The organism is Chryseobacterium sp. BGA-UO-ETr-SB22 (genome assembly GCF_059567885.1).
This window is the reverse complement of the sequence record NZ_JCAQOV010000004.1, coordinates 264,220-279,830: the sequence shown is the minus strand read 5'-3', so window position 1 is coordinate 279,830 and position 15,611 is coordinate 264,220. Positions and strand designations below refer to the sequence as shown.

Annotated in this window: 12 protein-coding genes; 6 read left to right on the top strand and 6 right to left on the bottom strand. The window is 36.5% G+C overall.

What is annotated here, in order from left to right; translation table 11 throughout:
* The gene (locus AC57AW_RS05020) at positions 1-321 is read left to right on the top strand and encodes a helix-turn-helix domain-containing protein (protein ID WP_496351036.1); all 321 of its coding nucleotides are present in this window, start codon (positions 1-3) and stop codon (positions 319-321) included.
* A gap of 300 nt (positions 322-621) precedes the next feature.
* Positions 622-2,421: a phage tail-like protein gene (locus AC57AW_RS05015; protein WP_496351035.1), complete on the top strand. Its 1,800-nt coding sequence runs from the start codon at positions 622-624 to the stop codon at positions 2,419-2,421.
* A 49-nt stretch (positions 2,422-2,470) separates the two neighbouring features.
* On the opposite strand, the gene AC57AW_RS05010 is transcribed toward AC57AW_RS05015, so the two are convergent.
* The 4 genes from AC57AW_RS05010 to AC57AW_RS04995 form a co-directional block, all read right to left on the bottom strand.
* Positions 2,471-2,818 (bottom strand): DUF1801 domain-containing protein, encoded by a 348-nt coding sequence (locus AC57AW_RS05010; protein WP_496351034.1) that lies wholly within the window; start codon positions 2,816-2,818, stop codon positions 2,471-2,473.
* 17 nt (positions 2,819-2,835) lie between these two features.
* Positions 2,836-4,674: an ABC transporter ATP-binding protein gene (locus AC57AW_RS05005; RefSeq protein ID WP_496351033.1), complete on the bottom strand. Its 1,839-nt coding sequence runs from the start codon at positions 4,672-4,674 to the stop codon at positions 2,836-2,838.
* A gap of 234 nt (positions 4,675-4,908) precedes the next feature.
* Complete coding sequence (locus tag AC57AW_RS05000; protein ID WP_496351032.1) at positions 4,909-5,829, bottom strand: M28 family peptidase; 921 nt, start codon at positions 5,827-5,829, stop codon at positions 4,909-4,911.
* Between the two features lie 167 nt (positions 5,830-5,996).
* Complete coding sequence (locus tag AC57AW_RS04995) at positions 5,997-6,386, bottom strand: DUF4293 domain-containing protein (protein WP_318847380.1); 390 nt, start codon at positions 6,384-6,386, stop codon at positions 5,997-5,999.
* Between the two features lie 143 nt (positions 6,387-6,529).
* Here AC57AW_RS04995 and rho point away from each other — a divergent pair, with 143 nt between their 5' ends.
* Both rho and AC57AW_RS04985 read left to right on the top strand, forming a co-directional pair.
* Entirely contained in the window at positions 6,530-8,368 is a 1,839-nt protein-coding gene (gene rho, locus AC57AW_RS04990; RefSeq protein ID WP_496351031.1) for a transcription termination factor Rho, read from the top strand.
* A 193-nt stretch (positions 8,369-8,561) separates the two neighbouring features.
* A complete protein-coding gene (locus tag AC57AW_RS04985; RefSeq protein ID WP_318847378.1) occupies positions 8,562-9,158 on the top strand; it encodes a superoxide dismutase in 597 nt (198 codons plus the stop codon).
* A gap of 71 nt (positions 9,159-9,229) precedes the next feature.
* On the opposite strand, the gene AC57AW_RS04980 is transcribed toward AC57AW_RS04985, so the two are convergent.
* Both AC57AW_RS04980 and AC57AW_RS04975 read right to left on the bottom strand, forming a co-directional pair.
* On the bottom strand, positions 9,230-9,649 hold the full coding sequence (locus tag AC57AW_RS04980; protein ID WP_496351030.1) for a DUF6146 family protein: 420 nt from the start codon (positions 9,647-9,649) through the stop codon (positions 9,230-9,232).
* 51 nt (positions 9,650-9,700) lie between these two features.
* A complete protein-coding gene (locus tag AC57AW_RS04975) occupies positions 9,701-10,891 on the bottom strand; it encodes an endonuclease/exonuclease/phosphatase family protein (RefSeq protein WP_318847376.1) in 1,191 nt (396 codons plus the stop codon).
* A gap of 250 nt (positions 10,892-11,141) precedes the next feature.
* On the opposite strand from AC57AW_RS04975, the gene AC57AW_RS04970 reads away from it, so the two are divergent.
* Entirely contained in the window at positions 11,142-14,018 is a 2,877-nt protein-coding gene (locus tag AC57AW_RS04970; RefSeq protein WP_496351029.1) for a carboxypeptidase regulatory-like domain-containing protein, read from the top strand.
* A gap of 26 nt (positions 14,019-14,044) precedes the next feature.
* Positions 14,045-15,469 carry a DUF5689 domain-containing protein gene (locus AC57AW_RS04965; RefSeq protein ID WP_496351028.1) on the top strand — a complete coding sequence of 475 codons (1,425 nt, stop codon included), beginning with the start codon at positions 14,045-14,047 and terminating at the stop codon, positions 15,467-15,469.
* The last annotated feature ends 142 nt before the right edge of the window (positions 15,470-15,611 follow it).

Genomic DNA, 15,611 nt, shown 5'->3' with positions numbered 1-15,611 from the left:
ATGATACCTGACTATAAGCAGATCTATACTGATATTCTTAAGGAAAAGTTTCCGGAAAAACTAATAGATATAAGCATCAAGAATAAGTTGGAAAGATTGCATTCAGCAATTGATGTTCTGAAGTTTAATCAATTGATTTTTGGTGAACCGGAATATGCAGTTGGGTTCAAGAGTCAAAGACTCCGCTCTTATGATGAAGAATCTATTTTGGAAATTCTCAGATATCAGAAAAAAAACGGACTTACCAATTTTCAGCTTGGCTGTCATTTTAAAATAAGCAGAAATACAATTGCCAAATGGAAAACTGTTTTTAAAATATGAAATGACATTGTAATTCATTGGGCTTAATTAAATTATTTTTTTTGATAAATAAATAATAATGGTTTTTGTGTTTGATTGGTTGTAATTTTTTGAATTTATTATTGAATTAAATGAAATAACTCAACTTTCTATCTGTATTTCTATGTAATCCTAATTTGCTGTGGTTTTGTGAGTTTTACTACGCGTGAGTAGTATTGCGTAGTGAGAATTAATTTGTAATTGTCTGAGGGTGATAATTTTGTGACGGTTAAATGACTTAGTCGAAAATTTTAATCATTAAACAATTATAACTTTAAAATGATGGAAACAAAATTTACAATTCCCCCAATCAAAGTCTTGCTGATAGCACTGCTCTTTGCCTTTGGAAAATTTTATTCACAAGCCAATAATGGCGCGGTAGGAATTAACACTACTACACCGAACGATAATTCTGTTTTGGATGTCATCTCAGGAAATAATAACAAAGGAGTGCTGATTCCAAGGCTTACAGAAGCGCAACGGAATGCAATCACAATCAATCAGACTAAAGATGATGGATTAACGATTTACAATACCACAGAAGATTGTTTCAATTACTGGAGTTTGACAGATAATGAATGGAAAAGTGTTTGCGGACAGATGGGAAAAGCTGTTTTTACGGTAGATTGTTCCTCTTCCAAGGCGATTGGGAGCTATGTGGAAGGTAAAGAACTTACCAATTCAAATTATCTGAGTATTGCTGTCAATGTGACAAAGTTGGGTAATTATACTATTTCCGGAACAACAACAAACGGGTATAACTTTTACGGAACAGGAGTATTTCTGAATACAGGAACACAAACGATACAGATTCCGGGACAGGGAACTCCTCAGAATATCCAGACAGATGACGTGTCACTTGAAGCAAATGGAACTGCTGTTACGTGTACTCCGGCGATCTCCATTACGGTATTAAGTCCTGCAGGAACATATACCATGAGCTGTGGAAATGCAACGGTAAATGGAGTGTACAAAGTAGGGACAGCTCTTACAGCTTCCAATACGATTACGTTGCCTGTAAATGTTTCAATATTGGGAAGTTACACCATTACATCCAATACGGTTGACGGAATTTCTTTCAGTGGGTCGGGAACATTTACTGCTACAGGAAATCAAAATATAACATTAGGCGGAACAGGAACACCATCTTCTACATCAGTGAAAACAATTACTATTACTTCAGACAGCCAGGGAGGAGTATCTACAACCTGTTCAGTAAATGTAGTGGTTGTAATTCCGAAGAAGACAGTACTTCATATCGGATTAGAAACAGCTTATGGCTATAGTGCTTACACCGGTCCTTCACGAAGTCTGATGGATGCCCCGGCAAACTTTGGAACAACAGCCTCAAGTATTGTTAAATATGAAGGTTTTACCCATACATCTCTAGGAAATTCACCTTCATCAGCGGCTCTTCAGACAGCTCTTAATAACAAACCTGATATTGTTGTCATTGGGTACAACTATACCCCTAATGCTACAGATGCAGGTTATATTGCTTCTTACCTTAATAAAAAAGGAGTTGTAATTGCTATGACAGATGATACAGGTACTGCACAGAACTTATTCAGAGGAATATTCTCTGATCCTACAATTTCAGCTTCTTATGGAGGTGGTGCAGGTTCTGTGTATGCTCTTACCAATTCTAATGATCCTATCCTTAACGGACCTTTTGGAGATGTAAGAGGTAAAAACTGGGGTGAAGATGCCTCTACAACCGTAAATATTTCAGGATTGACAAGTGGATTTGTTCCTTACAGCTATGCACAGCCTATCAACAGTACAACGGCGAGAACAGGAATTTCAGGATTAAGAAACACCAGTTTGAATTTTATCTGGTTTGGTGACGGTGGTTTTTTAAGTAATGAAAATGCGAATGGAAATCAATATGCAAGTAATACCATTGAACCTTTTGTAGCACCGAGTTCGGGAGGATATTTTCCGGTTCAAAAATCTTCTTATGGATATGCTGGAAACGGTTATGCAACAGGATCAATGCAGGTTCAGAATTCGATTCTTTTTGCCAATATGATTGCCTGGGCTATCAAACAGGCAGAATTCAGCGGAATAAACACACAATGATAAAGTTTTTTAAAGAGGGCTCCGGTACGATAATTCGTGCCGGAGTTTTTTATTTTATATACTTTTTAATCTCTTCTGTAAGGCTTAATATGAATTCTACAGGAAGATCTTCTTCAGCGTCAATTAAGAGGATTTTAAACTTCTTTCTGCCATCCTGAATAAGCTCCGGGTAATCCAGTTTGTCACCATGGTAAAAGCTGATATAATGTTTCCTGTATTTTTTGCTGTAATAGAAATAACACAGCATTTTCTTTTTGTATTTAATAAACGGAAGCCCGAAACTGAATGTTTCTGTAATATGTTCCGGATCTGAAGCTAAAATAGTATTGCGTAAAAATAAAAGAGTACTTCTTTCAGGCTCTTCAATTCTGTAGAAATACTCTTGTATGGGATTCATTTTATGATATTAAAATGTTAGTCAAAGTTTTGAAGTTCAACAAGCTTGTTATACATTCCTTTTTTAGCAATCAGGTCATGATGTGTTCCTTGCTCTACAATATCACCTTTTTCCATCACTACAATCCAGTCTGCTTTCTGAATGGTTGAAAGACGGTGGGCGATTACCAGAGAAGTTCTGTTTTCCATCATTTTCTCCAGTGCATCCTGTACAAATCTTTCAGATTCTGTATCCAGAGCAGAAGTTGCTTCATCCAGAATCATAATTGGAGGGTTTTTCAGTACTGCCCTTGCAATGGAAACTCTTTGCTTTTGGCCTCCGGAAAGCTTACCGCCATCATCTCCGATATTGGAATCATATCCTTCAGGAAGTCTTGTGATAAATGCATCTGCATTAGCAATTTTTGCGGCAGCAATCACTTCTTCTCTTGTAGCATCAGGTTTACCCATCAGGATATTATTGTAAACGGAATCGTTGAATAATACAGATTCCTGTGTTACCATACCCAAAAGCTTACGGTATTCATTTAATTTTAAATGTTTAATATTGGTGCCGTCAATCATGATTTCTCCTTCAGAAACGTCATAGAATCTTGCTAAAAGATTGGCAATCGTTGTTTTACCACTTCCACTTTGCCCAACAAGAGCAACTGTTTTTCCTTTTGGAATAGAAAGTGAGAAGTTTTTAAGAATCGTATGATCTTTATCGTAGTAAAAGCCAATATTATTAAACTCGATTGAGCTATTTAATGTTGAGATAGAAACAGGATTTGCTATTTCATCAATTTTTACATCAGCATCCAGAATGGCTAACACTCTTTCAAGAGAAGCTTCTCCCTTCTGTACATTGGAAATAGACTGAGACAAACTTTTCACAGGAGGTAAAATCTGGAAGAAAATTCCAAGGAAAACCAAGAAATCCGCTGGTGAAATACTTTGTTCTACAATGATTTGTTTTCCACCGTACCAAGCAATGATTAAGAAAGTTACCGAACCCAAAAATTCGCTCATTGGAGATGCAAGTTCCTTTTTTCTTCCTAATCTTATGGAACTGTTGATCCATTTCTGCATTGACTGCATAAAACGGTTATCCATTATTTTCTCTGCACTGAAAATCTTAATCACCTTTGTAGACTTCAATGTTTCATCTACAATGGAGAAAATAGTTCCCATCTCATTCTGAGCTTCGTGAGAGTCTTTTTTCAGGCTTTTCCCTATTAAAGCAATCATTGTTCCCATTACCGGCAATACCAGAAGTGAGAAAAGAGTCATCTCTGTACTTAAAAAGAAAAGAGTCACCAATGTGCTTATCAGCATAAAAGGTGCATTAATCAATTCCACTAAACTTCCCAGAATATTACCTTCTACTTCACCCACGTCATTGGACATACGGGACATCAGATCTCCCTTTCTGCTTTCCGTAAAAAAGGAAACAGGTAAAGCAAGAATCTTTCTGTACATCGCTCCACGAAGGTCTTTAGTAACACCTACACGATAATTGATCAATAAAAACGAACCTAAATATCTGAAAAGGTTTCTCAGTAAAAACATAAAAGCCGTTATCACGCAAAGCCACGCCAAAACGTTAAGGGCTCCATGCTCAGTTACTAAACTCTGAACATAATAATTGGCATATTCTTTTGCATAAGAGAAAAAATCTAAAATCTCACCCGAATAAACAGGTGGTTTGCTGTATTTTTTGGCCTCAATGGTTCCGAAAAGCATTCCCAAAACCGGCAGAATAGTTCCTAAGGAAGCAATCTGAAATACAGAATACATAAGGTTGAAAAACAAACTTCCGTAGATGTATTTTTGGTGAGGTCTTGCGAACTTCAGTATTTTAATATATTGGTTCATTCAATGAAAAAATTGGATAGCAAAATTACGTAAAATTAAAAGATAAGACGTTCTTAATCCTGTTTTACTTTAATGGATAAGTTTCAAAAAAGTTCTTTTTGTTACAACTTAGAGGTATTTTGAATTATTTTTAAAATAAATAAGCAGGGTAGTACCTAAAATGATGAGATAAAAGACTTTGCTTGTTTAATGAAAAAAACCGCTGAAACAGCGGTTCTTTATATGTTGGTTTAATTAAAATTTTACCTGATCATTGTACTTTGGAGTAAAGTTTTTAGGATTCAGTTTATCCAGCGTTTTTCCAAAGTTATTGATGATGTGTGTCATATTATCGAAATCTACAACATGAATATCATCATTTTCCTGGTGATAATGAGACGCTTTCGTCATATCAACGGTAGAGAATGAATGGGCAATGATTTTCTTTTTTACAAAGCTGACATTGTCTGAACGGTAGAAAAGCTGCTGTTTCGCATAGGGATCTGCATTGATTTTTAATCCGTTTACTGCATTTTGATTGAAAAGTTCATCAAGATCTGAGAATCCGTCTCCGGTCATATATAATGCATTTTTTCCCCATTGGGATTCTGTAGCTACCATTTCAAAATTGAAAAGAGCGGTCATCTTATTATAGATAGGATCCAGGTTTTTATCTGTTGAAATTGCTCTTGAACCCAACATTCCTTTTTCTTCTCCATTGAAAGCCATAAAAACCATTGAAAACTCAGGCTTTTTATTTTTAAAATAGTCGGCAATACCTACCAGAGTCGTTATTCCGCTGGCATCATCATCCGCTCCGTTATAAATATTGTCACCGCTTTTATCACTGGTTCCGATATGATCAAAATGCCCTGAAAATCCAAGATATTGATCTGTTTTTCCTTTTTTTACACCACAGACATTATATACTGTTTTCCCATTATAATCAAATGGTACCAGATAAGATTTTCCGGTGCAGTATTCCAGATTATTTTCTTTGAAAAGTTTGGCAATATAGTTGGCTGCATTTTCATTTTCCTGAGTTCCGATTTCACGGCCCTTCATTTCGTCTGATGCGAGAGTGGAAAGAACAGTCTTTACTCTTTCATTGGAAACTTCCTGTGCAAAAGTAAATATGGAGAATAGTGATAAAGTAAGATAGGTGAGCTTTTTCATTGTCTTTTATTAAAAGTTATATGATCTGTCGCGTTTTTGATTAAAAAGTTGCAATGAATTTACATAAATTAATTTATCTGACGGAGAAGACTTTATAAATTAAGGATAGGCAAATAAAAAACAGCTCCTTAAAAGAAGCTGTTCTCACTCAAAAAATCGTTGTAAGGTTATCGAAGTCTGTCTACAGATTTTACGAGCCTCTCATCTTTACGGATGTACATGTTTGCAATAAGCAGACAGATTACCGCAATTAATGGGAAAATCGGCTCAATACCCTTCTCAGGAAAATGAATTCCTCCGGATAAGTTTAGTAACCAGTACGCCAATACACCAATCAACAAAACGTTTATAATGATGCTGATGGTATTCAGCAAAATTTGTCTTTTTCTGTTTTTGAAACTAAAAATACTTAATGCTCCAATGATAACAAGCACTATACTGCCTATATTAAGTAGAGGAATACTGTCGGATATGACAACATCCTGTCCTGTTATAAAAAGGAAAACTGCGGCTAAAACTGCCAATAACGTCCATATAGTTTGTATTCTCTGTAGCATTGAATATTAAATTCTTGGCAAAAATAACATAAATTTTGCACAATTCAAAAATAAGTGTAGATTTGCATTATACAATGTACTTGAAAACAATAGTCACCGGACTTACTTTTCTTACTCACAATTAATTACATTTTTACATAAATATGTTTAACATAGAAACGTTAAGGTCAAAATCCGTAACGGAACTGACTAAAATCTTAAAAGATTTGGGCGTTAAAGTTGCAAGAACAAGCAATGACAATGACAAGATCTTTGCTATTCTTGACTTTCAGGCTTCTAACCCTAAAGTTGCAAAAGATTATTTCAACGCCACAGAACCCGCCAGTATAAATACTGAAGAGGCCCCAGCAGAGAAAACTGCTAAAGCCCCGGTAAGAAAAGCTGCTCCGAAAAAACCAGCAGCAAAACCAAAAACAAATGCGAAAGCTCCGGAAGAACCTAAAGCAGAGGAAAAAGTAGAAGAAAAGGTGCCGGCTCCTGAAGAAATAAAACAGGAAGAACCTAAAGCGGAAGCAGCAGCCATTACAGAAGATGTATCAGCCGCAGCTCAAGCTAAAAAGAAAAGAAAAAGAGTTACTACCAATACAGGTAACACAGAAGTATCTCAGGAAGCTGCAGTAGCTCCAAAAAACACAGAATCTCAAGAGCCTGCTCAGGCTGAAGAAAAGCCGAACAATCCCCCTCAACAACAGGCTAACAGACCTCAAAAAGGACACAATCATCCACAGAACAGTGGAAACCAACATAAAAATCAAAACCAGAACCAGAACCAAAATCAAAACCAGCATCAGCAGCATCAAAACCAAAATCAGAACAGACATTCTGAAAAGGCAGAGGAGCAGCATGACCATAAAAAAGAATTTAATTTCGATGGATTGGTAAGTATTGAAGGGGTTTTGGAAATTTTACCAGATAACTACGGATTTTTACGTTCTTCAGATTTCAGTTATATCTCTTCTCCTGATGATGTGTATGTATCTACAGCGCAGATTAGAAATTATGGTTTAAAAACCGGAGATACCGTAAAAGGGATTGTAAGACTGCCGAAAGAAGGAGAAAAATATTTTTCACTACTAAAACCTACAGAAGTTAACGGACGTGACCTTGCGTTCATTAAAGACCGTGTAGCTTTTGAATATCTTACACCGCTTTTCCCTGAAGAGAAATTCAATCTGGCAGGAAGCGAATCTACAATTTCTACAAGAATTGTTGACTTATTCGCACCTATCGGAAAAGGACAGAGAGCAATGATTGTGGCACAGCCTAAAACAGGTAAAACCATGTTGCTTAAAGATATCGCCAATTCTATTGCAGCTAACCACCCGGAAGTATATATGATGGTTCTTCTTATTGATGAACGTCCGGAAGAGGTTACTGATATGGAAAGAAGTGTAAATGCAGAAGTGATTGCTTCTACATTTGACGAGGCCGCTGAAAAACATGTGAAAGTAGCTAACCTTGTTCTGGCGAAAGCACAGAGAATGGTTGAGTGCGGACACGATGTTGTTATCTTACTGGATTCAATCACGAGATTAGCAAGAGCATACAACACCGTTACGCCTGCTTCAGGTAAGGTTCTTTCCGGTGGGGTAGATGCCAATGCTCTTCACAAGCCGAAAAGATTCTTTGGAGCAGCAAGAAAGATCGAAGGAGGAGGATCTCTGACGATTATTGCAACTGCATTGATTGATACAGGTTCTAAAATGGATGAAGTGATCTTTGAAGAATTTAAAGGTACAGGTAACATGGAGCTTCAGTTAGACAGAAAAATTGCTAACAGAAGAATTTATCCTGCTATTGACTTAATTTCTTCAAGTACCCGTAGAGATGATCTTCTTCTTGATGAAGTAACTTCTCAGAGAATGTGGATCTTTAGAAAATACCTTTCTGAAATGAATCCTGTGGAAGCAATGGAATTTGTAAATAAAAACATCAAAGGAACTCTTAATAATGAAGAATTCCTGATGTCTATGAATAAATAAATTTAATTATTGTTAAATAGAAAGCACGGGCCATTCGGTTCGTGCTTTTTGTTGTCATGTGGATAAATATTTAAAAACGTAATTCATTCTAAATCAATGTGTCAATGTTAAAGATTTATTAAAGTAATCTTCAATCCTTGATAATCCCTTAAATATTGGCTAATTTTGAGGTATAACATTAAAAATAAAGATTATGTCATTTGAATTACCAAAACTTGGATATGCATATGATGCATTAGAGCCGACTATTGATGCAAGAACTATGGAAATCCACCATACAAAACACCACCAGGCATATATTGACAATTTAAATAAAGCAATTGAAGGAACTGAACTAGCAGGAAAAACTATTGAAGAAATCTGCCAGACAGGAACTGATAAGCCAGCAGTAAGAAACAATGGAGGAGGACACTTCAACCACTCTTTATTCTGGGAAATTTTAACTCCAGGAGGAAGCAATGAACCTGTAGGAAATGTGAAAGCTGCTATCGAAAATTATGGAGGTCTTGAGAAATTCAAAACTGACTTCTCTGATGCTGCTAAAACTAGATTCGGTTCAGGATGGGCTTGGTTAGTAAAAAATGCTGACGGTTCTGTATCTGTTTCTTCTACACCAAACCAGGATAACCCATTAATGCCTGTAGCAGACGTTAAAGGAACTCCGGTTTTAGGATTAGATGTTTGGGAGCATGCTTATTATTTAAACTACCAAAACAGAAGACCTGATTATGTTTCTGCTTTCTTTGCAGTCGTAAACTGGGATAAAGTAGAAGAATTATTCAATAAATAATTTTCAGCTATTATAAAAATAAGAAGGTTCAGAATTACTCTGAACCTTTTTTATTGGGTGTGATTGTAAAACTACCTTATGGCATCGCTTCCGGATAACCCATTCATTTTTAATTTGTACTTCCAGTTGACATAGGCGAAAACCTGGTATAATTTATATTCAAATTTGATCCCGTAATTTTCCTGAGGATCATAATCTATCCCGGATTCTATTATATTTCTGTATCTGCCGGAATTGTAATAGCTGTTCCACTCATTGACCAAAAATGTATTTTTTGTTTTCAGATAGGATTCTGAATACTGGCTGATAGGTTTGGCAACAGCGCTCAAAAAATAATCGAATTGTGTATCAATGACTGTAAGTTCCCATTCTCCGTCTTCATTTTTAGAAGGCTTCATTTCATGCTGCTCTTTGTCTTTCTTTGTTTTTTCCTGAGAAAAACAGCTGAAAGGAACCAATGCAATCATTACTAATAAAATAATATTTTTCATGATGTAGGTATTTACATAAAAAAAGCACTCCAATAAGAGTGCCTAACTTTTTTATGGTTCTTTCTGAAGAACTACAAATGCCGGGAAGTGGTCACTGTAGCCTCCTGTAAACTGGTCTCCATTCCAGGATCTGAAAGGATAACCTTTATAATTTCCTTCTTTATTGACTAAATAAGCCGGGGCAAAAATTTCTGTTTTGTACACAGAATATTCTTTAGTTACCTGATCTGAAATGACGTTTTTAGAAACAATAATCTGGTCAAACAGGTTCGGTGCATCCTGATAAGCAAGAGATGCCACGCCTTTCTTATATAAAGGATACATCAAGTTCAGGTAAGGTGTTTCATCGCTTAAATCTTTAGGTGCTGCCTGAGCTTTCAGGTGGTTTTTTAAACTTGGGCTTACAGGATCGTCGTTAAAGTCACCCATTGCAAAAAGCTTCGTCGTTGGGTCTGCAGCTCTTACACTGTCCATCTGTTGTTTCAATAAAGCTGCTGCGGCATTTCTCTTAGGTAAAGAAATTGCTTCACCTCCTCTTCTTGATGGCCAGTGGTTCATAAAGAATGCCACTTTTTCATTATCTAAAAATCCTGTTACAACAAGGATATCTCTTGTATATTCTCTTCTGCCGTTGTCACCATAAATTTTCAGTTCTTTTTTTAATGAATTGGTAGGGGTGAATCTTCTTTTCTGATAGATCAGTGCAACGTCAATTCCTCTGTAGTCATAAGAGTTGTAATGAATGATTCCATAATCATATTTCTTTAAAGCAGGTTCGTTGATCAGATCCTGAATAACCTGTCTGTTTTCAACCTCAATTAAACCAACTACTGCAGGAGCTGTTTTGGTATACTGTGCCCCCATTTCAGAAATTACTTTGGCTTCGTTGGCCAATTTTGCTTTATAAATTTTAGTTCCGTAGTTTTTCGCACTTTTCGGGGTAAACTCTTCAGAACCACTTTGTTCTCTTACTGCTTTTTTACCAATTAAAGCACCATCACTCCATGGTCCGTCATATTTTTCAGCTTCCAGAAGTTTGATAGAATCTATAGGGATACTTCTGTGAAAAGCAGGATTTTTAATGTCTTTGGTTCCATCAATATAATCCGCTGAACGAATAGTGTCCCAAAGGTTTTCTACGTTTAAAAAACCTACAGTAGCTACTTTTCTCAGTTTTCCTTGTTGTTGTGAGAATGCCATGATCGAAATAATGATGGCAAACAGACTCGAAAATCTCTTCATCCTCTTTGAGTTATTATTAATACTATTTAATTTACAAATTTACTTTTTTTAATTAACTACGTTTTAAATATTTGTAAATTTAAGAGCAATTGCCTTAGCGTCACTTATATAATGATTCTTAAAAGCTTGCAGTCTTAAGGAAAAATATTGTTAAAAAAGTTGTGAATTACAAAATTTGATTAAATTTGTGCCCCCAACTTTTAAACTGTTGAAAATTAACAAGAAAAGTATTAAAAAAATAAATATAATCATGATTAAAAAATTATCATTGATCTCTTTATTTACTTTGCTGCCTGCGTCATATTATTATGCGCAGACAACTGTGTTTGCGTATCTTAAGGATGCGGAAGGAAAACCTGTTGAGCAAGCAAGTGTAGATTTAAAAGGAGCAGGAAATGATGCAAAGGCAGACAAAATCGGATATTTCCAATTTACGGATTTGATGCCAGGACATTATCAGATTATGGTTACAAAACCAAATTTTGAAACTAAAATTTTTGAATTTGACGTAACTACTAATGAGAAGAGAAAGGATCTTGGAGTAATTACTCTTTATTCTGCATTGAATGGTGCGGATCAGGGTCTTGCTATTGTAGAGGATTCGGGAGAAAGTGACAGCGGTGGTGCACAGCAAACTGCAACTGTAGGATTACTACAGTCTTCTCAGGATGTATTCAACAGAATTGCGAGTTTCGATTTAGGACCATACTGGTTCCGCCCAAGAGGAATTGATAGCAGAACAGGTGAGAATATGATCAACGGGATTTCTATGGCTGCTGCAGATAATGGAGACGTAGACTTCAGTACCTGGGGAGGATTGAACGAAATTACCCGTTACCCGGAAATTGCAGCTAATCATGCACCTTCCGAATATGCTTTCGGAGGAACTACCGGAGTATTTTATAAGAATACTAAAGCCAGCGAGTACAGAAAAGGAAGTCAGCTGACGTATTCTCTGACCAACAGAAACTATACCAACAGATTGTCTTACAGATTCTCTTCCGGAATGAATAAGAACGGATGGGCATTTACAGGAATGATCGCGAGAAGATGGGCACAGGAAGGGATTCAGGATGGTACTGCTTATGATGCATACAGTGGATATATTGGGATTGAGAAGAAATTCAGTGACAGTCATACGATGACTTTAAATGCTATTGGGTCTAAATACTCAAGAAGTTCTTCAAGTCCAAGTACTCAGGAAGTATATGATTTCAGGGGAGTTCACTACAACTCTTACTGGGGATGGCAAAACGGGGATAAAAGAAATGAGAGGGTAAAAAGAGGTTTCCAGCCAATGATTCAATTGCAGGACTTCTGGAAAATCAATAAAAATTCTCAGTTATGGACATCTGTTTCTTACCAGTTTGGTAAAGAGTACAGTTCAAGATTAGATTGGTACAGAGCCAATAACCCATCACCAACTTACTACCGTAATTTACCAAGTTATTGGTTAAATTATACAAACCCATCTCCGGAGCAGGCAGCCAACATCGGAATTACAAGAGACTGGTGGACGAATGATGATCAGTCACATACACAGATCAACTGGGATAATCTTTATAATGCCAACAGAAATGTAGCGTATAATGCTATGTTTGGTGGTAGAAGAGCCGCTTATTATCTTGTGGATGATGTAAAAGATGATAAAGTATGGAATCTGGCGACACATTATACTTATAACTTTAGTGACACATCCCGTTTCATTTTAAACTTATCTTACCAAAACTACAGATCTGAACAGTACAGAGAAGTAAACGATCTTTTGGGTGCTGATTTTGCCCTGAATATGGACCCGTTTGCATCTAATACAATGGCAGGAAGCGTTTGGGGTAAATTTAATACAAGAGAAAATGATACTGATGTTGCCAAAAGAGAAGGTGATAAAATAGGATATAGCTATATTTTCAGGAGACAGGAATTTAAAGTAAATCCTGCTTTCAAATTCTCAACAGGGAAATTTGATGTTTTTGTTTCCGGATTATTCGGTTATACAACGAACAGCAGGGAAGGATTATTCCAACATTATCTGTATGAGTCTTCTTACGGAAAAGGAGCAGACCAAAACTTCTGGAATGCAGGGGTTAAAGGTCAGGTTACCTATAAAATCAATGGTAGAAACTTCCTGGTTTATAACGGAGCTTACTTTTCACAATCTCCTTTCTTAAATGATATTTATTTTAATACCAGAGTAAGTGGTGTTACAACTCCGGGAATCAAAAACGTTGTTGTAGATGCAAACGATTTGAGTTATGTGATTTCTACTCCAGTAGTTAAACTTAGATTGACGGGTTACCTTGTTAATACTCAGAATGAAACAAGTGTACAAAGATACTTCGCACAGGGAGTTAAGCTGACTACTCTGACTGAAAGCGGGGATCAGACTCCTGTTCAGGATGGTGCTTTCATTACACAGGTATTGGCAGGTGCTAATAAGAGAAACATGGGGATCGAACTTGGTGCACAGGTGAAACTTACTCCTACTTTGACAGCAAGTGGATTATTAAGTGTAGGACAGTATACATATACAAACAATCCTACTGTTTATTTTGCATCTGATGCTGTAGGAACATTCAGAGAACTTGACGGAAACGGAAATATCGTTTCAAGATCTTACACCAATATGGGAGAGGCTACTCTTAAAAACTACAGACAAGGTGGAACTCCTCAGGAGGCGTATACTTTAGGTCTTAGATACAGCAGCCCTAAATACTGGTGGGTAGGAGCTACATGGAACTATTTCGGACATTCGTTCCTTGATCCGTCTCCGGTAACCAGAACAGAAAGATTCTATACCAATCCTAATACACCGGGAGTTCCTTATGATAACGTAACCGAGGAAGAGCTTGCAAGAATTCTGACTCCTACAAAATTACCTTCAGCATTCTTCTTCAATGTGAATGCAGGTAAATCCTGGATGATTGGTAAGTATTATGTATTGGTGTCTGGATCAGTAAATAATATCCTTAATAACAGAAACTTTATTACAGGTGGATTTGAGCAGACGAGAAACGTTAACTATACTGACTATGCTAATGATTATGACAGCGGAAACATGGTATTCGCTCCTAAATATTGGTATAACCAGGGTAGATCTTATTTTGTTAACCTTCAATTCAGATTCTAAAAAATTAAAATTAAAAATCGAAAACAATGAAAAATATATATTTTAAAGCGGCGATCTTTACTGCCATTTCAATGCTGGCGATCTCGTCTTGTGTAAAAACCGATGATTATGATGTGCCGGAAATCAAATGTACCAACAAATTTGCAGCGGCTAACCACCAGTTATCTGAGATTACAACCATTGCAAAAGCAAAACCCGTTGAAGCTGATATCATTAAAGAAGATTTCATCGTAGAAGCTTATGTTTCTTCAAGTGATGAATCCGGAAATCTTTACAAAATGATGTTCCTTCAGGATAAGCCTGAAAACCCAACACAAGGTATTGAGATTGACATTGATGGTGCAAGCCAATATCTTGATTATCCAGTAGGCGCTTTGGTAAGAATCAACCTTAAAGGATTGATCGTTCAGGGAGTTAATGGAAACATTAAAGTAGGTACTTATGATCCTAACTATCCTATCGGTAGAATCAATCCAAGTAAAGTTTCAAATTACATGGCAAGAGTTTGTGACGGACAGAAGCCTGTAGTAGCCGCAATGAAGCCATTAGAGTTCAACTTTATCTCTGATGCTCTGAAAAACGGTGCGCACATTAACCAGCTTGTGAAAATTAAAAATGTTCAGTTTGAAGAACCTGAATTGACAAAGAACTTTGCTGACGAATCAGCAACAGGAGACCGTTATATTACAGATAAAAAAGCAGGCAGATTAGATCTTCGTTTCAGTAACTTTTCAACTTTTGGAAAATCTCCGATCGCTCCTAAATATGAAAAAAGTGGTGATATCGTTCTTGTTTTAAGCCGTTTTACAAGCTCAAATAACGCAACGGTTTTCACAGATCAGGCTTATATAAGAGATCTTAATGATATTAACTTCCCTAACGCCAGATTCACCCCAGGTGAGCCGGAACTTCCATCTGCTAATGCTGTAAATCTTTTCCCGAGCTCTGATTTTGAAAACTGGCCATCTTTCCTATCAAGTTTAAATAGCTTTGGGCTTATGCCTTATGCATCTCAGGGTATTGGTTTGGGATATAACGGTACAAATTCCCTTCAGATTAAAGGTACACCTGCCAATAACGACTATGTATTTACAGCCAATGCTGCGTCAGGAGTACCAGCGGTTCCGAAGAGAATTACAATGTATATCAAAGGGACTGTATCAGGAAAATCACTTTCTTTCAACGTATATAGAGCAACGCCACTGGCTCCTAATACGTCTGCTTTCTATACCTTCAATTTAGGAACATTCTCTACAGGGGCTACTTTAAGCCCGGAAAGTGCTAATTCATATACAGGATCTATCAACACGAACGGACAATGGAGGCTGATTGAACTTACCCTTACAGGTCTTACCGATCTTAATACTACCGCTGGAAAACCAATGTTTGCCCTAAAAACAGGAAAAGACGGAATATATGATCTTCAGATTGATAATATCAAAATTGAGTAATTCATTAAGATTGAATATATTCTAACATACTTTATAAAACTCGGGCAGCTCGTAAGAGCTGCCCGAGTTTATTTTAATATTTTTTTGATTTCAAAAATCAAAGAATTTTATATTTTTAAAAACAGTTTTAAACCAAGAAGCT